This is a genomic window from Pseudoclavibacter soli DSM 23366, from assembly GCF_000423505.1.
Taxonomy (GTDB): Bacteria; Actinomycetota; Actinomycetes; order Actinomycetales; family Microbacteriaceae; genus Pseudoclavibacter_A; species Pseudoclavibacter_A soli.
The window spans coordinates 256,821-274,533 of record NZ_KE384027.1 but is presented as its reverse complement, the minus strand read 5'-3'; the positions used below and the strand labels follow the sequence as shown (position 1 = coordinate 274,533).

The following is a 17,713-nucleotide window of genomic DNA, read 5'->3' as shown; positions in this document are numbered from 1 at the left end:
GTTGCCCGAGCCGTGCGGCTCAGACCACCATGGCTTCATCGCTGCACTCGAACAGGCTTTGGAGGAATGTGCAATGACTACATCAGGAGAACACGCCGACGTCATCGTGATCGGGCTCGGCACCATCGGATCGATGGCCGCGTGGCAGATCGCAGCCAGCGGACGACGAGTGATTGGGCTCGAGCAGTATGGTTTCGTGCATCCGTTCGGCGGGTTCACCGGCGAGTCGCGACTGTTTCGCACCGCCTACCATGAGGGGTCGATGTACGTGCCCCTGCTGCTGCGCGCACGTGAGCTGTGGCAGCAGCTCAACGCGATCACCGGGCGCGACGTCTTTCTCGACGTCGGCACCCTCTCAATCGGCGTCGACGGAGACGAGTCGATCTCAAACGTGATCGCCAGCGTTGACGAACATGGGCTCGATCACGAACGTCTGAGCGCCGACGACCTGCGCGCTCGCTATCCGCAGCTGCGCATCCACGATGACGAGATCGGCGTGCTCGATCGGCTCGGCGGCGGGCTGCGCCCCGAGCTCACTGTGTTCAGCGGGTTGCAGCTGGCCCGTGCCGCCGGCGCTCAGCTGCACGACCACACCCGGGTGTTCAGCATCGAGCACGACGAGAACGGAGTCACCGTGCGCACCGATCAGGGGGTCTATCACGCCGATCAGGTGGTGGTGACCACAGGGTCATGGGCCAGCGAACTCGACCCGCGCATCGGCTCGGTCGTCGAGGTGAAACCCCTGCTGCTGACCTGGTTCATGCCCGAAGATCTGACGGCGTTCCAGCCCGGCACCTTTCCGACGTTCATCCGCGATCGCGACGGCGTGCACTTCTTCGGTGCGCCGTCACTTGAGGGGTACAGCGTGAAGATCAGCCCGTCGGGCGTGCTGCCTCCGGTGCGCTCGGTCGCCGACATCGACCACACCCTCTCCGATGAGTTCCTGAGCGATCTGGGGCGCAAGGCGCAGGCGTTCTTCCCGTCACTGAACCCGATGCCGGTGCACTACAGCGTGCATCACGACGGGTTCACCGACGGCAAAGTGCCGATCATCGATCGTTCGGCGGATGGCCGGGTCGTCACATTCGCCGGCCTCAGCGGGCATGGGTTCAAGTTCGCTCCCGTGTTCGGCGAGCTGGCCGCGCAACTGGTCGCGGGCGAGACGCCCGATCTCTATGACGAACGGTTCAGCCTCGCTGCGCACCTGACTCGTTGAGCGATCTCGGCTGGCCGCTGTGCACCACCGCACGCAGCGCAGTGGCCAGCTGGCCGGCCGCGTGCCGCACTTCGGGCACCTCAGCGCTATAGCGCAACGACACCGGGGTGACCGCTAGGTCGTCTTCGATGCGAATGTAGACGATCTGCGGCAGTCGCACCCGGGTCATGCCGAAGGGCACGATGCCGAAGCCTGCGCCGCATGCCACCAAACCGATGAAGTCGGCCTCATCGCGGTAGGTGCGCACCGAGGGAATGCTCAACCCGGCCCGTCGCAGCGTGCCCATGATCGCCTCGTGGGCAGCCGGAGCGGCTGCCCGGCGAAACATGAGCAACGGCTCGTCGACGAAATCGGTCAGCCTGCCGCCGGCGACTGCGCCGGGATGCCCCCGGCGACAGGCGATGTAGAGGTGCTCGGTGAACAGCTGTCGATGCCCTGGCCGCTCCTCCAGCTGCCACGAGCGCCGAATGCCGATGTCGAGATCTCCGCGTTCAAACGCCTGATCCTGCTCAAGCTGACTCATCTGGTAGACGAGGGGCATGGCATCCGAAATCTCATCGATGACGTCGGGCAGCAGCCCGAACAGCACCGTTGTCGAGGCGCCGATCCGCAGCGGTCGCCGCACCGACGCCTCGTCAAGATGGCGAAACCCATGAGCCACTTCGCGCAGGGCATCGCCTGCCGCGACGAACCGCCGGGCCTCAGGCTGGAGCGCGCGCCCGGCATCCGACAGCCGAATGCGCCCACGCTCGCGCACCAACAGCGTGACCCCCAGACGCGCTTCAAGCTTGGCCACTGCCTGGCTCACCGCCGACTGCGACAGCCCCAGCGCTTCGGCGGCGCGGGTAAAGCTGAGCTGGTCGGCGACCGCGATGAACGCCTCGATCTCGCGCTCTTGGCTCACTTGTTCGCGTCGTCCGTGGCAGACACCGGAATCCACGGGTGAATGAGATGTTCGGGCTGCAGCGCGATCTCGAGCTGCGCGTCGCTCATCAGCTGCTCTTCGCGCACGATATCAGGGATGCTGCGCCCCTGTGCCAGTGCATCCTGCGCCACGCGGGTGGCCGTGTGGTAACCCAGCACGGGCGACAGCGCGGTCACGATCGACACCGAGTTCCAGACCTGCTCACGCAGGTGGTCGACGTTGGCGGTGATGCCCAGCACGCAGCGATCGGCCAGCACTCGCAGTGCCCGAGCCAGGTGCCGGATCTCTTCGAAGAGGGTGTGCGCGATGATCGGCTCGAATGCGTTCAGCTGCAGCTGCCCCGACTCGGCGGCCAGTGAGATCGTCACATCGTGACCGATGATCTCGAAGGCCACCTGGTTGACCATCTCGGGAATCACCGGGTTGACCTTGCCCGGCATGATCGACGAGCCTGCCTGCACTGGCGGCAGATTGATCTCGCCCAGCCCCGAGCGCGGGCCGCTCGACAGCAGCCGCAGGTCGTTGCAGATCTTCGAGGTCTTCACCGCGATGCGCTTGAGCACGCCAGACAGCTGCACAAACCCGCCCACGTCTTGGGTGGCCTCGACGAGGTTGCCAGCGCCCTGCACCCCGAGCCCGGTGATGCGGTTGATCTCGTCGATCATCGCCTGCGCGTAGGCCGGTGGGGTGTTGATGCCGGTGCCGATGGCCGTGCCGCCGATGTTCAGCTCTTTGAGCAGATCACGAGCGGCGTCGAGCACCTTGATGTCTTCGCGCATCATGGTGGCATACGTGCCGAACTCCTGCCCCAGTGTCATGGGCACCGCGTCTTGCAGCTGCGTGCGCCCGAGCTTGAGCACGTCGGCGAACTCGGTCTCTTTGACGGCGAAGGCATCGCCCACGTACTGAATCGCCGAGCTCAGCTCGTCGAGCATCAGCAGCAGAGCGATCTTGATGGCACTGGGATACACGTCATTGGTCGACTGCGAGCAGTTGACGTCGTTGTGCGGGTCGACCACCGAGTAGTGGCCCTTGGGCTCGCCCAAGTGCTCAAGCGCCGCGTTGGCGATGACTTCGTTGGCATTCATGTTGGTCGAGGTGCCGGCCCCGCCCTGAATCGTGCCGACGGCAAACTGCTCGTGCAGCTCGCCACCGCGAATGCGTTCGCACGCTGCGATGATCGCCTGCGCCGTGCCGGGCGTGATCAGCCCGAGTCGCGAGTTGACGGTGGCCGCCGCCTGCTTGAGCACAGCAAGCGCGTTCACGAAGTCGGGGTAAGTGCCAACGGTTTTGTGAGTGATCGGAAAGTTGTCGATGGCCCGCTGAGTATGAATGCCGTAGTAGTGCGAATTGTCGATGGCAAGACTGCCGAGCAGGTCGGTTTCGTGCCGTACCGGCGGGCTGTTGAGTACTGCGGATGCTGTGGCGCTGAGGTCTCTCATGCGGGTTCTCCTCGTGGGATCTGGGTTCGCACGACCGCCGTCAGTGGCGGCTTGACTCCAGCCTAAAGAGACAGTGTGACGGGCGTGTTACCGCCTGTTCACGCGCAGATCACGAGTGCGCGCCGGGCAGCGGGCCTTCGTCGGCAGGATGCTCGGGTGCGGCGGCCTCGCCGGCCTGCGCCGCAGCCTCACGCTGTTGCTGCAGCTGTGCATGCTCCGCCGCAATCTCGGCGATCTCGTCATCGTCGGGCTTGACTGTCAGCGCCAGTGTGGCGAACACCACGAGCACAGCGATGAACGCGATGCCGAAGGCGATCAGCGCCGTGACCCAGGCGCGAGTGCCCAGCATCACGACGACGCCGGCGAAGACGCTGACGATGGCCGAAAGCACAACGATCTCGAGAGGTTTGACACGAGCCTTCAACGAGGGCTCCGAGTTGGGGGAACGGTCGCTCATGCTTATGCCTGCCGATCGTGTGCCGGGCGCAGCGCGGCTCGATGAGCTGACCGCAGCGTGATGGCAGCGATGATCAGATGCACGCCGAGCAGTGCGGTGTAGAGGCCGAACAGGCCCGCCGACCACGTAGTGTCGCCGGCGCCCAGTTGGGCGATGCCGAACAGCACGCCGAGTGCGCCGGAGATCAGCTGGTCAGAGCGGGTGTCGCTGCCAGCTTCGAGACGAAGCCCGGCGAGCAGTTCAATCACGCCCGCGATCAGCGCCCAGATGCCGATGAGCATGCCGACGGGGGTGTCGGTGATCTGGCTCCAAAAGAGCGCGATGCCGCCCGCGGCGACCGTCAGCACTGCCAGCGTCGACCCGTAGAAACGATCGAGAGTCTCGACGATGCCAGCGAATGCGAAGCCCCCGATGACCACGCCCGTGGCCAGCGCCCACAGCGCGAACCATGTGGCGGTGAACTGCTGCGTGTGATCGGTGTTCAGCGAGATGACCGCCGCCACCACTGCGGCGAGCACACCGCGGGCGAGCACCCAGCCCCACGCGGCCTGAGCCCGTGAGCGCGGGGCATCCTGTGAAGTCTCCATAGTTCTCTTCAGTCTAGTCGAGTCTGCGCTGTTCGTTCTCACCTTCGAAGCGCACCCGCATCCGTACCCCGCAGGCACCACCAGAAGCGCGCCACACCCCACACACGTGTCACGAAACACCACCTCACCCCAGCGTTACCCACCGTTCGCGACACCTCACTGGTTAGGCAATCTGGATGCGCTCGTCGCCGAGTTCGACCTCGACGCGGAGGTTTCCGCCGACCGCTTCAACGTAGCGGCGGAGCGTGTCGACCTGGGCGCGCTCAATATCGCCGTGTTCGATCCGAGAGATTCGATTCTGGCTCACCCGAAGCAGGTCGGCCACCTCCACCTGGGTGAGATCCGATGCCTCACGCAACTCACGGAGACGGTATGCGCGTACTTCTTCTAGCATCCGCTTCTTGTGTGCGTCCACCCGGGCGCGATCCACCGGACGCTCCTTCAATAAATCGTCAAGAGTCTTGGCCATCATCTCCTCCTTAGCTGCTCAAGATGACTATCGAAGCGATCGTCGGCCACCGCAATACTCTTCGTGTACCACTTCTTCCAGTTGCCCCTCTTGTCACCTGCGACCAACAAGATCGCCCTCCGTTCAGGATCGAACGCAAACAACATCCTTAGCTCTGAGTGTCCACCGGACCCAGGGCGCAACTCCTTCATATTCCTGTGCCGCGAGCCCGACACGGTGTCTACCAGAGGCCGCCCCAGCTGGGGACCACGCTCCGCTAGAATCTCCAGCGCAGCGACGACCTGTTCGTAGGACACCTCATCTAAGGAAGCCAACCACTCCGCGACGAACTCGACATCAACGCTCCACATCGCCACCAGTATACAACCCCTGAGTTATATAACCCAAGGGGTTTACACCACTAGACCATCCGCGGAGCCTTCTCAAAGTGCAACGAATGCGAGATGGACTTCGAGGCGAGGGCGCCTGGGACATCCGACACTTCCACGACCAGAAGCCGTCAGCACACCCGCGCCCCGGCATTCAAGAGACTCACGCGGCGCAGCGAGCGCGCAGACACCTAGACTGGCTCTTCTTCGTGGCTGTAGGCCATGTTGGCGAAACGCGACAGGTGCCCTTGGAAGGCCACGCGCAGGTTGGCCGTGGGCCCGTTACGGTGCTTGGCCACGATCATCTCAGCCTCGCCCAGCCCCGAAATCGCCCCCGGCTCATAGCTCGACTCCCGATGCAGCAGAATCACCATGTCGGCATCCTGCTCGATCGACCCCGACTCGCGCAAGTCGCTGAGCGCCGGGCGCTTGTCTTGACGCTGCTCGGGGCCACGGTTCAGCTGCGACAGCGCGACGATCGGCACCTGCAGCTCTTTCGAGAGCAGCTTGAGCGCACGTGAGAACTCCGAGACCTCCTGTTGACGGCTCTCGACCTTCTTGCCGCTGGTCATCAGCTGCAGGTAGTCGATGACCACGAGCTTGAGGCCCACCTGCTGTTTGAGCCGGCGACACTTCGCACGAATCTCGACCAACGTCAGGTTGGGCGAATCGTCAAGATACAGCGGCGCGTCGTTGATGCGACCGTGGGTGGATGCGATGGTGGTCCAGTCGTGTCCGTCGAGCATGCCTTTGCGCAGTTTCTGCAGCTCGATGCCAGCTTCGGCTGACAGCAGACGCATGGCGATCTCGGTCTGGCCCATCTCGAGCGAGAAGAACGCAGCTGGCATGTCGTTGGCGATCGCCGCCGAGCGGGCAAAGTCGAGCGCCAGCGTTGACTTTCCGAGGCCTGGTCGGGCGGCCACGATGATCAGCTGCCCGGGGTGCAGACCGTTGGTGAGTTTGTCGAGCTCGGTGAACCCGGTGGGCACACCGGTCATGGAGCCGTCGCGCCCCTTGGCCGACTCGATCTCGGCGATGGCCGCAGCCACCGCTGACGACAGCGGCTTGACGTCTTCAGACTGATCTTTGTCGTTGACTCCGAAGATCTCGGCCTGGGCCTCGTTGACCAGGTCTTCGACCTCGCCCTCGGCGTTGTAGCCGAGCTGGGCAACGTGCGTGCCGACCTCGACCAGTCGGCGCAGCAGCGACTTCTCTCGCACGATGCGCGCGTAATACCCGGCGTTCGCCGCCGTGGGCACGACCGCTGTGAGCGTGTGCAGGTATTCGATGCCGCCGGCTCGGGCGAGCTGGCCGCTCTTGGTGAGCTCGTCGGTGACCGCAATCACGTCGGTGGGCTCGCCCTTTGAGTAGAGGTCGAACAGTGCGTCGAAGATGACCTCGTGTTTGGGCTGATAGAAGTCGGTGCCCTTGACCTCTTCAAGCGCCGTGGCTACCGCGTCTTTGTTGAGCAGCATGCCACCGAGCACCGACTGCTCGCTGAGCAGATCATGCGGCGGCGTGCGGTCGATGCCGCCCATGACGCCGGATGCAGAGTCGTCGCGTCGATCGCTCGAATAATCGGTGATCGTCATGCGCACTCCTCTCAGCTGATCGCCCCAGTGTGGCCATCCTGCCAGCACCCGCCGACACTCCTGACCCCGCCCTACTTTAGGTGCTCCCCGACCTCGTGGAATACCAAGTTATCCACAAGCGAAAAAGTTTCCTGGGGAAAACGCTGGGGATTTTTCCCCAGACCAGTGCACAACCCTGTGGACAACTTGGGGATAACTCGGCAACACTGTGCACAACCCACTTTTTGCCCCGAAATTCCGGGCTTTTCGGTTGTGGAAAGATCATCCGGCCAAGTTCACCTGAACCTTTAGTTGAAGGTTTATCCCCAGTTGACAAGCGCACTTCGGTTCGCTAGTCGAGAGTTATCCACAGACACGCCCAAGTTGTCCACAGTCTTGTGCTCCCGCGATTCACTCGTTCTCAACACCACCGGCGACAGGCGTCTGCGGGGCGATCATGGCGTGCTCGTCCGACTCCGCGCCGTGGAAGGCTGTCGCTTCAAGCTCCACCGCATAATCGAGTGAGGCCAGCGGCGTGCAGACGATCGTCATCGCCGGGTCGATTCCGCGAAAGGCTGCGCCCACCGCATCCATCACCGGGCGCACATTCGCCGGGTTCGGAATGCGTGCGATCAGACGCACCACTTCGTTCAGCGAGCTACCGGCGCCGACCAGACCGTGCTCGACATTGGCGACCGCAGTTCGCGCCTGCTCCACCGGGTCGGTCGAGAGCACACCCGTGCGCTGATCGCGGCCTGCAGTGTTGGCCATCAACACCCACTGCCCCACACGCACTGCGCGCGAGTAGCTGTTGCGCTCCTCATATTTGCTGCCCGTCTTGAATCGCTTAATCCCTGTCATCTGCCGTCATTTCTCTGTGTCGAATAGCTGTTCGCTCAATCTAGACGGAGCGCATTTCGGGGGCGTTACCCGCGCTGCGACTGCCAGGGCACGCATGCGAAAGGGCCGCCCCGCCCGAATAACTCGGGAGGAACGGCCCTTGTGGTCGGTATCGCCACACGTTCGCGGCGACACTGCGACGACTACTTCGCGGCGATCACCTGCAGGGTGATCTCGGCGACGACGTCGGGGTGCACCTTGAGCAGCGCCTTGTGGTCGCCGGTGACCTTGATCGGGTCGGCGATCACGATGCGCTTGCGGTCGATCTGGCCGATGCCAGCGGCAGCCACGGCCTCGGCGATGTCGGCGGGCTTCACCGCACCGAACAGACGGCCCTCGCGGCCCGCCTTCGCCTCGAGGCGCACGCGCACGTTCTCCAGCCGCAGCTTGAGATCGCGAGCCTCCTCGATGGTGGCCAGCTCGCGAGCGGCACGTGCGGCGCGCAGCTGCTCGACCTGCTTCTGGCCGTTGGCGCTCCATGCCACCGCGAAGCCCTGGGGCACGAGGTAGTTGCGGGCGAAGCCGTTCTTGACGTCGACGACGTCACCGGCTGCGCCGAGACCATCGACTTCCTGGGTCAGGATGAGTTTCGACATTTCTGAAGTTCCTCTCGCTCGTGCGGGCTCAGTGCCGGCCTGCGCCGGCGTACGGCAGCAGGGCGAGCTCGCGGGCATTCTTGACGGCACGCGCGATCAGGCGCTGCTCCTGGACGCTCACACCGGTGATGCGGCGTGAACGGATCTTCCCGCGCTCCGAGACGAACTTGCGCAGGGTGTTGACGTCTTTGTAGTCGACGACGTCGACGCGGATGACCTTGGTCGGCACGACCTTCTGGTTGAGTTTGGCGTTGCGTGCCGCTTTGGCGCGCGCTGCTCCCTTTCCAGCCATTGTTGATTCCTTTGTTCGGTATTCACACTCATCAGCGACAGTGGATGCGCTCCACCGTCGGTCTCGGACGAAACGGTTGGTCTCGCCCTGGCGCGGGTCTGGCCCGCACGGCACCGAGGTGCCGTCTGCAGCTGCTTAGAACGGGATGTCGTCGAGGTTGGCGCCCGGGGTGTTCCACCCGTCGCCGCTGCCCGAGACGGGCTCTCCCCAGGCTGACTGAGCCGGTGCCTGAGCACCGCCCTGCACTGCCTGGCCGCCCTGGCCGTAGCCGCCCTGCGGCGCCTGGCCCTGACGGAAGCCGCCGCCCTGGCCGCCCGAGCGCGCAGTACGCTCGATCTGAGCCGTGGCGTAGCGCAGCGACGGACCGATCTCATCGATCTCGATCTCGTAGCTGGTGCGCTTCTCTCCCTCGCGAGTCTCGTAGGAGCGCTGGCGCAGGCGCCCCTGGGCAATCACCCGGGTGCCTTTGGTCAGGCTCTTCGAGACGTGCTCGGCGAAGTCACGCCACACACTCGCGCGAAGGAACAGCGCTTCGCCGTCCTTCCACTCGCCCGATGCGCGGTCAAACGACCGGGGCGTCGATGCGATGGTGAACGACGCCACGGCATCGCCTTTCGCGGTGTAACGCAGCTCGGGGTCGGCGGTCAGGTTGCCGACGACAGTGATGACGGTCTCGCCGGCCATGGTCAGCTCGCCTTGCGGGGCTGACGCAGCACGACGTGTGCGTCTTCTGCGCGCAGCACCTTGGTGCGCAGCACGGAGTCGGACAGACGCAGCAGACGATCGACCTCGTTGATGGTGTCGGGGGTCGAAGTGATCTGCACGAAGGCGTAGACGCCCTCGGTCTTCTTCTTGATGGGGTATGCGAACTGACGACGGCCCCAGATGTCGACGTTGTCGACGGTGCCGCCCTCTTTAGGAACCACGGCGAGGAACTTCTCGAGCGTGGGAGCAACCTGACGATCATCGACTGATGGGTCGAGGATCACGGCCAGCTCATACTTGTTCTGAGACATGAATCACCCACCTCCTTCGGACTGACGCGGCCGCAGAACTCTTCTGCAGCAGGAGGGTTATCTCATGTGCTGGTCAGCCGGCATACGGATGCAGGCAGACACAGACTGGCCAATCTTAGCACCAGCGTGGCAGAGAACGGAATGCCGACCGCGCATCGGCAACGTCGACCACACCACGACGACGGCGCCACTCCCCCGTAGAATCTGACTATGGATGCAATCGATAGGGGAATCGTCGCCGCCCTCGCCGCAGATGGTCGTGCCACACTCTCCAGGCTCTCTGAGATCTCCGGTCTCTCCACCTCAGCCGTGCAGTCGCGCGTGCAGCGACTGGAGCGCTCCGGTGCGATTCGGGGCTATCGCGCTGACGTCGACTACGAGGCACTGGGGCTGGCCCTGACCGCCTTCATCGAGATCACCCCGCTCGACCCGGCCGCCCCCGACGATGCACCAGAAAAGCTGCTGCAGGTGCCCTGCGTCGAGGCTTGTTACTCGATTGCCGGCGAGGCAAGCTACCTGCTGCTCACCCGCGTCGCGGCGCCCAGCGACCTTGAAGACGCGCTGCATGAGATTCGCACCATCGCAAATGTGAACACCCGCACCAAGGTCGTGCTGCGCACCTATTTCGAGCACCGCGCGGCGATCTCGCCGGTAGATCACCCCGCCGACTAACAGTTCACCAGATTTTTACAGCCTTTTTCGCAATTATGACGGATATTCTCCGGTTGCATCGCATATAATCTGCATATTCTCCTTTTTTCACGTGAAGGTTGGTGTGCATATGTCTCTCGTCGGTCTGTCGGAAAGCGCGTTGACCACGCCCCGATCGGGCATCCGCGATGTCTTCGACGCTGCCGGGCGCCTGCCCGATGTGATCTCCTTCGCCGTCGGTGAGCCGTCAGAGTCAGTGCCCGCCTCGGCCGCCCGTGCCGCAGTCGCCGCCATCGATCGCGGCGACACGCATTACACCGATGTGCTGGGCGTCGAGGTGTTTCGGCAGGCGGTCGCCGATTACACCCAACGGGTGAAGCATCTGACGTACGACCCGCAGACCGAAATCCAGGCAGTTCCCGGTGCCACGCTCGGCCTGTATCTCGCGCTTCGCGTGCTGCTGAACCCCGGCGACGAGGTTGTCATTCCCTCCCCACACTTCACCTCGTACGACGCGCAGGTGCACCTGTGCGGAGCCGTACCGGTCTACGCCCCGCTGCGCCCCGAAGACGGCATGCGCATCACCGCTGAGATCGTCGAGCAGGCGATCAGCGAGCGCACCAAGGTGCTGCTGGTCAACTCCCCGTCGAATCCGACCGGCGCGGTCACCGACGCTCGCGAGCTGGAACGCATCGCCGAGGTCTGCCGACGCCACGGCATCTGGGTCATCTCCGACGAGGTCTACCACGCGTTCGTCTATCACGACGACATCCATGACGAGGCTGCCGCCCCCACCATCGCTGCCGTGCCGGGCATGCAAGACCGCACCATCATCGTCGACAGCCTCTCGAAGACCTATGCGATGACCGGGTGGCGCATCGGCTACCTGCTCGCGCCGGCGTCGATCGTCGAAGAGACCGCGAAGATCGCCGAGCTGATCCATTCGTCGATCAACAGCCCAGCGCAGTTCGCCGGTGCCGCAGCGCTGAGAGAACTCGACGCTGACGTGCGTCGCATGCGCGCCGACTATCGCCACAAACGCCAGATTGTGCTGGATGCGCTGGCCGGGTCGCGCTCATTGCGCACGATCACCCCCGCGGGAGCGTTCTATGCGTTCGTCGACGTACGCGACACCGGCCTGAGCTCGGCTGCGTTCAGCGATCGCCTGCTGCAGACACACCATGTGGCCGTCGTGCCCGGCGAAACCTTCGGCGCCGCCGGAGACGGCTTCGTGCGACTGTCATACGCCGGCGATGCCGCCGAGATCGCCGAGGGCATGCGCCGCATGGTCGAATTCGCCGACCACTTGGCCTGACTCACCCCACCAAGTGCTGGCGAATGCCCTGCCCGATGCCGCGCATCGCGGCCAGCGCCTCGCCGCGGCGGTCGTCACCGCGTTGCCAGTTGGCCAGCACGGCGTAGGCCACCCGCCGATCACGCGTCATGGCCACGCCGATGTCTGCGCGTGCGCAGCTGATGGTGCCGGTCTTGTTCCACAGCCAGACATCAGGATCGTAGAGGGCGTGAGCCAACGGGTCGAGGTCGAACGCACTCGCCACCATCGAGCAGTCCATGCTCGCGCTCAGCCATCTTGTGAACACCTCGGTGCTCGCCTGGCTGAGGGTGCGCCCCTGTGCCAGGTCTGACACGAACCGCACCAGCTCACGCGCCGAGCCGTGCGACAGGGTCTTCGGATGCCCGGGTTGCGGAGGCCAGCGCACGATGTCATCGAGCCCTGACTCTCGATAGCCCAGCTCTGCCGTGTGCTGTTGCACCACGTCGAGTCCGATCACTCGGCACAGCGTGTTCGTCGCAGCGTTGTCGCTGACAGCACCGATCAGTGCGCAGATGTCGTAGATGCTCAGCGTGTCGGCCTGCAGCAGGTACCACAGCCCCGAGTTGTCCATCCATTCTGCGGGGCGCCGGGTCACCTGTTCTTCGAGACTGCGCTCACCGCGATCGACTTGGTCGAGCACAGTGTGCAGCAGAAAGACCTTGCCGATGCTCGCAGTGTCGAGTGAGCGGTCGGCATGATGTTCGAAGAGCACTTCCGTGCTGTCGATGTCGACCACTTTTGCCGACCAGCGCATCGTCTCATCATCGTGCAATTGCATATCGTTCCCTTCGTCGCGCAGGTTCATTCGGTCTGCGCTCGCTCGCCTCGCGCGAAGGCGGCAAAGCTGCCCGTCCAGGCGTCGCCGCGCGCCTGCACCGTGATCGTGTCGGCCAGCAGATCGACCACCGCCGTCGCCAGCGTCCAGAGATCCTCCCGGCGGTTGAGCACGCCCGGCGCGCGCAGCGCTGCACGCACCGAGGCAGCGTCATCAGCCCCGACTTCGCCCACCGCGGCAGTCAGCGCAAGCCGGCGGGCGCGGCTCTCGAGCATCCATTCGTCATCGTCGGCCACCCGCAGTCCCGGTTCGGTTCCGTCGACCAGCCGCAGGTGATTGGTGTGACACAGCACCTCGTCGGGCGGCGCACAGACGCCGCGCACTCGACCCGCAGCGTTCTCGACGATGTCAGCGCGACGGCCTGGGCCATCCGCAATGTCAAAAGAAAAGCCACCGGCGCACGAAAAACCGGCGACCGCAGCGCGCGCCGCCTCGCCATCTGGCTGCCGCTGTGCGTGGCGAGCCACAAAATGACGCCCGCACCCGTCGAGGTCGGGCGTGACCACCGGCACATGATCAAGGCCGAAGGCGAGGCCGGCCGACGTCGCCACAAACGAGTTGGCCGGCAGCATGCCGGGGTACCAGATCACCGTGCAGCTGGGGTCGCCGTCGATGTCGAGAGTAATCAGGCGAATATCGCCAGCCAGTGCGGCATCGCCGTCCTCGTTATGCCCCATGAGCAGCCGATGCGGCGTGGCCAGGCACACGTCGGAGCACCCGATGCCGTCGCGACCGAGATCGCCGCGCAGGTTGTACACCCACAGATCGAGTTCCGGCAGCCCGGCTCCCACGGCCATCCACGACAGCTCTTGTGCCTCGATCGGCAACTGGTGCGTCGTGCGTTCGATGACCCGGCTCAGTCGATCGGCCCACAATGGATGCTGCACTCGCGTCATCAGCTCGCTCCACTGCTGCCCCGCTCGGGCTCGAATGCCCGCGATCTGTTCGGCATGCAGCTCTCCGAGCGCGCGAAATACCGGCTCACGCGCACCGCGGATGACCGTCCACGGCAGCCCGGAGACCGGCTCGAGAAACTCGACCGAGGCGCTCATACCGGCTGGCCGGTGACGTGGCGCCTGATCTGCTCGCCGATCGCGTGCATGGCCTGCAGCACGGGGGCGCGAAGATCGTCTGGCTGATCTTTCCAGTTGGCCGCGACGGCGTAGGCGACACTGGCCACGGGCCCAGAGACCACACCGACATCGATACGGGCGAAGTCTGTGCTGCCGGTCTTGTGCCGCAGCACCATGTGCTCGTACTCGGGCTCGACATGGGCAAGCGGATCGAGCAGCAGGCTGTCTGCGACCATCGAAGTGTCGACATCGGCAGCAAGCCACTCCAACACCTGCGCGCTGACCTCCGGTGACACGATCTCGCCTCGACTCAAACGCGCGATCACATCAGAGAGTTCAGCCGCGGTGCCGAATGACGGGGTCCAGGGCAGGTCTGGGGTGCGCTCGTTTCTGATGTAGTCATGCAGGGAGGTGTTCGCATAGCCCAGGGTCATCGCAACCGAACGCACCTGGCTCAGGCCACAGAGCGCGATCAGCGCATTGGTGGCCAAGTTGTCGCTGACTGCGCCCACCAGCAGCGCGGCGTCGTACACCGAGATGTGCTGGTTGCGCATGCGATACAGCAGGCCGGAGTCGGCCACCCGCAGCTCTTCGGGAATCTCAATCGTCTGGTCGGGGGTCAGCGAGCCTTCGGCCAGGCGCCGGGCCACCTCGATGAGCAGGAAGATCTTGCCGATGCTGGCGGTCTCGCATTGGGTGTTCGGATTGTGCTCGGCCAGCACGTCGCCGCTGCGCGCATCAGCGACGCGCACCGACCAGGTGACTCGGGGGTGCAGCGCGGGAATCTCGATGGTCACTGTGCTTTCCTCTCCTGCAGTGCAGCGACTGCGGTGTCGACGCCCAGCGAAGCCCTGGCGCCGGCCAAGGGTTCGTGGCGGTGTTCGAACGGGGTGCTCAACACCACCGTGGTGCGCGTTGTCACCCGGGCCGAGGCACGCACGTCGGTGATCAGCTGCTCAAGAGCCGTTGGCCCCGACACCCGCACAAAGAGCACGTAGCTGGCATCGCCGGCCACCGAGTAGCACGAGACGATTCCCGGCACGCTCAGCAGGCGATCCGGGGCGTCATCGGGTTGCGCGGGATCGACCGGGGTGATTTCGATCAAGGCGGTGAGCGCGCGGTCGACCAGGTCGTAGTCGACGCGGGCGTGGTATCCGGCGATGACGCCCGAGCTCTCGAGACGCCGCAGGCGCAACTGCACGGCAGAGGTCGACAGGCCGGTGGCCTCGGCGAGCGCGGCGAGCTTCGCCCGACCGTCTTCGGCCAACTGATCGACGATCACCCGATCGATCTCATCACAAGCACTGTCTGCCATGCGTCACCTCCATGCTCTCGTCACTCAATCACCAGGCTTGGCGGTGCGTCGGCCGGCGCAATCAGCGTGGCAATCACTCCGAGTGGCAGACTCAGCGCATTCGGATCGTGACCGAATCCGAGCTCGGAGACTACTGGCACGGCCTCTCCGTTCGGGCCGCGCAGGGCGCCGAGGTACTCCTGCATCAGCGCCACGACGTCGCTCAGCTCGGCGCAGTTGTACCACGATCCGAGCGCGATGCCCGCCGCGGCGTCGAACCACCCGCAGCGCTTGAGCTGAATCATCAGGTTGTCGAGCCGGTACAGGTCTTCGTCGATATCCTCCAGCACGGCGATGCCCCCGGTCGGTACGGCGAACTCCTGAGCGCCGACCGATGCGGCGACCAGGCTCAGGTTGCCGCCCTCGGTAACACCGGTGGCCCGCCCCGGCACCAGCGTCTGCGCAGCGGGGCCACTCACCGATCGGCCGCGCCAGGGCTCGAACAGCCAGCGGTGCACATCGCTGCGGATGATCTCAGAGTCGCGGAACACATCGTTTGCGGGCATCGGGCAGAACAGCGTCGGCACACCGACGAACCTGGCGAACACTTGGTGCAGTGCCGTCACGTCAGACGATCCGGTGAGCAGTTTCGGGCGCCCAGTGGGCCCCAACCGAGACTCTCGCATGAGCTCCCAGTCGACCTCGTCGATCAGGCGCATCGCGCCGTAACCGCCGCGCAGGCAGATCACCGCCTGAGCCTCTGGGTCAGTCCAGGCCTCGACGAGATCGCGCCGTCGGTGTTCGTCGCTGCCGGCCAGATAGGGCGCGCGATCATCGACTTCGTGGGCGTGACTGCCGACCACCGGGTCGAGCCCCCAGCTGCGCAGCAGTTCGACGGCGTATGCGGTGTTCGCCGCGGGCGACGGTCCGGATGCGGCAATCAGTCGCACCCGATCGCCGGCGACCAGCGGGGCAGCGTCGAGAAATGCCCCCTGAAGTGGGGAGTGCTCGAGAGTGGGCTGCTGGCTCATGCGACACGCTCCCGCCCGATCTGTGGCACCGCGGCCAGCAGTTCTTTGGTGTAGGCGTCTTGCGGATCGAGCAGCACTTGCTCTGTGGTGCCGTGCTCAACGATGCGTCCCTCATGCATCACCGCGACGCTGTCGGCGATGTTCCAGGCCAAACCGAGATCGTGCGTGATCACCAGGGCCGACAGCCCGAGCGTTCTGCGGAGGTTGAGCAGCAGCGCCAGGATCTCACCTCGCACCGAGGCGTCGAGCGAGGCTACGGGCTCGTCGGCGATGAGCATGCTGGGATGCAGTGCGAGCGCACCGGCGATGACCACGCGCTGGCGCTGGCCGCCGGAAAGCTCCTGCGGAATACTGCCCAGGTACTTCTCGGCTGGGCGCAGCTCGGCGTTGGTCAGACTCTCAATGACGCGCTGCCGTTCGTCGCCGTCGTATCGCTGCACCCGCAGCCCCTCGGCCACCGATTCGTAAATGCTCAGCTTGGGGTTCAGCGCTGCCGAGGGGTCTTGCAGCACCAGCTGCACCTCTTGGCGAAAACGCCGCAGTTCGCGAGCCTTGCGTGGAATGGGCTGCCCTTTATAGAGCACCTGCCCACCGGCGTCAGGCGACTGCAGACCGAGCAGGGTGCGCGCCAAGCTCGTCTTGCCCGAACCCGACTGGCCAACCAGCGCCATGATCTCGCCTTTGTGGCAGCGCAGGTCGACCCCGCGCACTGCCTGATGCCGACCCTTGGCGGTTTGATACGTGACGCTCACGTTTTTGGCCTCGAGCAGCACTTCATCGGTCATGGCGAACTCCTCGCCGTCAACAGAAGTCGAACGATGCTGGTGAGTCACCGGGTGCAGTCGAGACTGGGGATCGCCGATGGTCGGGAAGGCCTCGGCGAGCTGGCGGGTGTATTCCTCTCGGCCCTTCGTGCAGATCTCATACGACTCGCCGACCTCGATCAACTGCCCGTGGCGCATGATGGCGATGCGCTCACAGGCAGTGGCCAACACTGAAAGATCATGGCTGATCATGAGCAGTGAGATGCCGCGCTGAGTGACCAGCTCGTTGAGCGTATTGAGAATCTGCTGCTGCACGATCACGTCGAGAGCGGTCGTCGGCTCATCAGCGATGATCAGCTCTGGTTCACAGGCCAGCGCCATGGCGATCATGATGCGCTGCTTCTGCCCGCCAGAGAGTTCGTGCGGGTAGGAGCCGGCTTTGGTCTTGGGCAGGTCGACCGCGGCCAGCAGCTCCTCGAGACGCTGCTGCCTCGCAGCGGCGGTCTTCCACACGCCTTTGGTGTGCAGCTCAAGGGCTTCGAGAATCTGCTGCCCGACGGTGCGCACGGGGTTCAGCGAGTGCATCGCACCCTGAAAGACGATAGAGGCCTCGGCCCAGCGCACCGCACGAAGCTGCCCGAAGGTGAGCTCGTCGACGCTGGTCTCACCGAGTCTCACCGACCCATCAATGCGGGCGTTCTTCGGCAGCAGCCGCAAGACGCTCATCGCCAGTGTCGACTTTCCCGAGCCAGATTCACCGGCCACGCCGAGTGTGCCACCGCTGGGCAGCGTCAGCGACACGTTCTGCACGGCTCTGACTTCGCCGCGGTCGTTTCGCCCCGAGGTGCGATAGGTGATGGAGACGTCATCGAATACGAGATCAGGCATGG

Annotated in this window: 21 protein-coding genes; 3 read left to right on the top strand and 18 right to left on the bottom strand. The window is 64.7% G+C overall.

Annotated elements, in window-relative coordinates:
• Nucleotides 1–73 precede the first annotated feature (73 nt).
• Nucleotides 74–1,216: an N-methyl-L-tryptophan oxidase gene (gene solA / locus G557_RS0108815; RefSeq protein WP_028245744.1), complete on the top strand. Its 1,143-nt coding sequence runs from the start codon at nt 74–76 to the stop codon at nt 1,214–1,216.
• On the opposite strand, the gene G557_RS14170 is transcribed toward solA, so the two are convergent.
• The 12 genes from G557_RS14170 to rpsF form a co-directional block, all read right to left on the bottom strand.
• Nucleotides 1,188–2,120 carry a LysR family transcriptional regulator gene (locus G557_RS14170; protein ID WP_028245743.1) on the bottom strand — a complete coding sequence of 311 codons (933 nt, stop codon included), beginning with the start codon at nt 2,118–2,120 and terminating at the stop codon, nt 1,188–1,190. The genes solA and G557_RS14170 overlap by 29 nt on opposite strands.
• Nucleotides 2,117–3,583 (bottom strand): aspartate ammonia-lyase, encoded by a 1,467-nt coding sequence (locus G557_RS0108805; protein WP_028245742.1) that lies wholly within the window; start codon nt 3,581–3,583, stop codon nt 2,117–2,119. The genes G557_RS14170 and G557_RS0108805 overlap by 4 nt, the downstream gene beginning before the upstream one ends.
• A gap of 109 nt (nt 3,584–3,692) precedes the next feature.
• Entirely contained in the window at nt 3,693–4,040 is a 348-nt protein-coding gene (locus tag G557_RS14250; protein WP_051224937.1) for a hypothetical protein, read from the bottom strand.
• A 2-nt stretch (nt 4,041–4,042) separates the two neighbouring features.
• On the bottom strand, nt 4,043–4,627 hold the full coding sequence (locus G557_RS0108795; protein WP_028245741.1) for a DUF308 domain-containing protein: 585 nt from the start codon (nt 4,625–4,627) through the stop codon (nt 4,043–4,045).
• 163 nt (nt 4,628–4,790) lie between these two features.
• On the bottom strand, nt 4,791–5,099 hold the full coding sequence (locus G557_RS0108790) for a helix-turn-helix domain-containing protein (RefSeq protein ID WP_245542789.1): 309 nt from the start codon (nt 5,097–5,099) through the stop codon (nt 4,791–4,793).
• A complete protein-coding gene (locus tag G557_RS12695) occupies nt 5,096–5,446 on the bottom strand; it encodes a type II toxin-antitoxin system RelE/ParE family toxin (protein WP_036961989.1) in 351 nt (116 codons plus the stop codon). The genes G557_RS0108790 and G557_RS12695 overlap by 4 nt, the downstream gene beginning before the upstream one ends.
• 209 nt (nt 5,447–5,655) lie before the next feature.
• Nucleotides 5,656–7,002, bottom strand: coding sequence for a replicative DNA helicase (dnaB, locus tag G557_RS0108780; RefSeq protein ID WP_051225016.1), 1,347 nt, complete (start codon nt 7,000–7,002; stop codon nt 5,656–5,658).
• 444 nt (nt 7,003–7,446) lie between these two features.
• Nucleotides 7,447–7,896 carry a Rid family hydrolase gene (locus tag G557_RS12690; RefSeq protein WP_084627105.1) on the bottom strand — a complete coding sequence of 150 codons (450 nt, stop codon included), beginning with the start codon at nt 7,894–7,896 and terminating at the stop codon, nt 7,447–7,449.
• Nucleotides 7,897–8,078: 182 nt separating this feature from the next.
• On the bottom strand, nt 8,079–8,531 hold the full coding sequence (rplI, locus tag G557_RS0108770) for a 50S ribosomal protein L9 (RefSeq protein ID WP_028245738.1): 453 nt from the start codon (nt 8,529–8,531) through the stop codon (nt 8,079–8,081).
• Nucleotides 8,532–8,559: 28 nt separating this feature from the next.
• Nucleotides 8,560–8,823 (bottom strand): 30S ribosomal protein S18, encoded by a 264-nt coding sequence (gene rpsR, locus G557_RS0108765; protein ID WP_028245737.1) that lies wholly within the window; start codon nt 8,821–8,823, stop codon nt 8,560–8,562.
• A 135-nt stretch (nt 8,824–8,958) separates the two neighbouring features.
• Complete coding sequence (locus G557_RS0108760; protein ID WP_028245736.1) at nt 8,959–9,507, bottom strand: single-stranded DNA-binding protein; 549 nt, start codon at nt 9,505–9,507, stop codon at nt 8,959–8,961.
• A gap of 2 nt (nt 9,508–9,509) precedes the next feature.
• Nucleotides 9,510–9,839: a 30S ribosomal protein S6 gene (gene rpsF, locus G557_RS12685; RefSeq protein WP_051224936.1), complete on the bottom strand. Its 330-nt coding sequence runs from the start codon at nt 9,837–9,839 to the stop codon at nt 9,510–9,512.
• A 210-nt stretch (nt 9,840–10,049) separates the two neighbouring features.
• Between rpsF and G557_RS0108750 the strand changes: the two genes are divergently transcribed.
• Both G557_RS0108750 and G557_RS0108745 read left to right on the top strand, forming a co-directional pair.
• A complete protein-coding gene (locus G557_RS0108750; RefSeq protein WP_028245735.1) occupies nt 10,050–10,511 on the top strand; it encodes an Lrp/AsnC family transcriptional regulator in 462 nt (153 codons plus the stop codon).
• Nucleotides 10,512–10,650: 139 nt separating this feature from the next.
• On the top strand, nt 10,651–11,805 hold the full coding sequence (locus G557_RS0108745; RefSeq protein ID WP_211220539.1) for a pyridoxal phosphate-dependent aminotransferase: 1,155 nt from the start codon (nt 10,651–10,653) through the stop codon (nt 11,803–11,805).
• A 1-nt stretch (nt 11,806) separates the two neighbouring features.
• Here G557_RS0108745 and G557_RS0108740 read toward each other — a convergent pair whose 3' ends face one another.
• Genes G557_RS0108740 through G557_RS0108715 form a run of 6 tightly spaced genes read right to left on the bottom strand, consistent with a single transcriptional unit; the run spans nt 11,807 to nt 17,711 of the window.
• On the bottom strand, nt 11,807–12,604 hold the full coding sequence (locus G557_RS0108740) for a serine hydrolase (protein WP_028245733.1): 798 nt from the start codon (nt 12,602–12,604) through the stop codon (nt 11,807–11,809).
• Nucleotides 12,605–12,627: 23 nt separating this feature from the next.
• Nucleotides 12,628–13,713, bottom strand: coding sequence for a C45 family autoproteolytic acyltransferase/hydrolase (locus G557_RS0108735; protein ID WP_028245732.1), 1,086 nt, complete (start codon nt 13,711–13,713; stop codon nt 12,628–12,630).
• The gene (locus G557_RS0108730; protein ID WP_028245731.1) at nt 13,710–14,531 is read right to left on the bottom strand and encodes a serine hydrolase; all 822 of its coding nucleotides are present in this window, start codon (nt 14,529–14,531) and stop codon (nt 13,710–13,712) included. Before G557_RS0108730 ends, G557_RS0108735 begins: the two co-directional genes overlap by 4 nt.
• Nucleotides 14,528–15,049 carry an Lrp/AsnC family transcriptional regulator gene (locus tag G557_RS12680; RefSeq protein ID WP_084627104.1) on the bottom strand — a complete coding sequence of 174 codons (522 nt, stop codon included), beginning with the start codon at nt 15,047–15,049 and terminating at the stop codon, nt 14,528–14,530. Before G557_RS12680 ends, G557_RS0108730 begins: the two co-directional genes overlap by 4 nt.
• A 20-nt stretch (nt 15,050–15,069) precedes the next feature.
• Nucleotides 15,070–16,059, bottom strand: a complete 990-nt coding sequence (locus G557_RS0108720; RefSeq protein ID WP_028245730.1) for a S66 peptidase family protein — start codon at nt 16,057–16,059, stop codon at nt 15,070–15,072.
• A complete protein-coding gene (locus G557_RS0108715) occupies nt 16,056–17,711 on the bottom strand; it encodes an ATP-binding cassette domain-containing protein (protein ID WP_028245729.1) in 1,656 nt (551 codons plus the stop codon). Before G557_RS0108715 ends, G557_RS0108720 begins: the two co-directional genes overlap by 4 nt.
• Between the last annotated feature and the right edge of the window lie 2 nt (nt 17,712–17,713).

Coding starts and splice junctions, on each gene's coding strand:
- solA (WP_028245744.1), top strand. CDS start 74: ATGACTACATCAGGAGAACACGCCGACGTCATCGTGATCGGGCTCGGC.
- G557_RS0108805 (WP_028245742.1), bottom strand. CDS start 3,583: ATGAGAGACCTCAGCGCCACAGCATCCGCAGTACTCAACAGCCCGCCG.
- G557_RS14250 (WP_051224937.1), bottom strand. CDS start 4,040: ATGAGCGACCGTTCCCCCAACTCGGAGCCCTCGTTGAAGGCTCGTGTC.
- G557_RS0108795 (WP_028245741.1), bottom strand. CDS start 4,627: ATGGAGACTTCACAGGATGCCCCGCGCTCACGGGCTCAGGCCGCGTGG.
- G557_RS0108790 (WP_245542789.1), bottom strand. CDS start 5,099: ATGATGGCCAAGACTCTTGACGATTTATTGAAGGAGCGTCCGGTGGAT.
- G557_RS12695 (WP_036961989.1), bottom strand. CDS start 5,446: ATGTGGAGCGTTGATGTCGAGTTCGTCGCGGAGTGGTTGGCTTCCTTA.
- dnaB (WP_051225016.1), bottom strand. CDS start 7,002: ATGGGCGGCATCGACCGCACGCCGCCGCATGATCTGCTCAGCGAGCAG.
- G557_RS12690 (WP_084627105.1), bottom strand. CDS start 7,896: ATGACAGGGATTAAGCGATTCAAGACGGGCAGCAAATATGAGGAGCGC.
- rplI (WP_028245738.1), bottom strand. CDS start 8,531: ATGTCGAAACTCATCCTGACCCAGGAAGTCGATGGTCTCGGCGCAGCC.
- rpsR (WP_028245737.1), bottom strand. CDS start 8,823: ATGGCTGGAAAGGGAGCAGCGCGCGCCAAAGCGGCACGCAACGCCAAA.
- G557_RS0108760 (WP_028245736.1), bottom strand. CDS start 9,507: ATGGCCGGCGAGACCGTCATCACTGTCGTCGGCAACCTGACCGCCGAC.
- rpsF (WP_051224936.1), bottom strand. CDS start 9,839: ATGTCTCAGAACAAGTATGAGCTGGCCGTGATCCTCGACCCATCAGTC.
- G557_RS0108750 (WP_028245735.1), top strand. CDS start 10,050: ATGGATGCAATCGATAGGGGAATCGTCGCCGCCCTCGCCGCAGATGGT.
- G557_RS0108740 (WP_028245733.1), bottom strand. CDS start 12,604: ATGCAATTGCACGATGATGAGACGATGCGCTGGTCGGCAAAAGTGGTC.
- G557_RS0108735 (WP_028245732.1), bottom strand. CDS start 13,713: ATGAGCGCCTCGGTCGAGTTTCTCGAGCCGGTCTCCGGGCTGCCGTGG.
- G557_RS12680 (WP_084627104.1), bottom strand. CDS start 15,049: ATGGCAGACAGTGCTTGTGATGAGATCGATCGGGTGATCGTCGATCAG.
- G557_RS0108720 (WP_028245730.1), bottom strand. CDS start 16,059: ATGAGCCAGCAGCCCACTCTCGAGCACTCCCCACTTCAGGGGGCATTT.
- G557_RS0108715 (WP_028245729.1), bottom strand. CDS start 17,711: ATGCCTGATCTCGTATTCGATGACGTCTCCATCACCTATCGCACCTCG.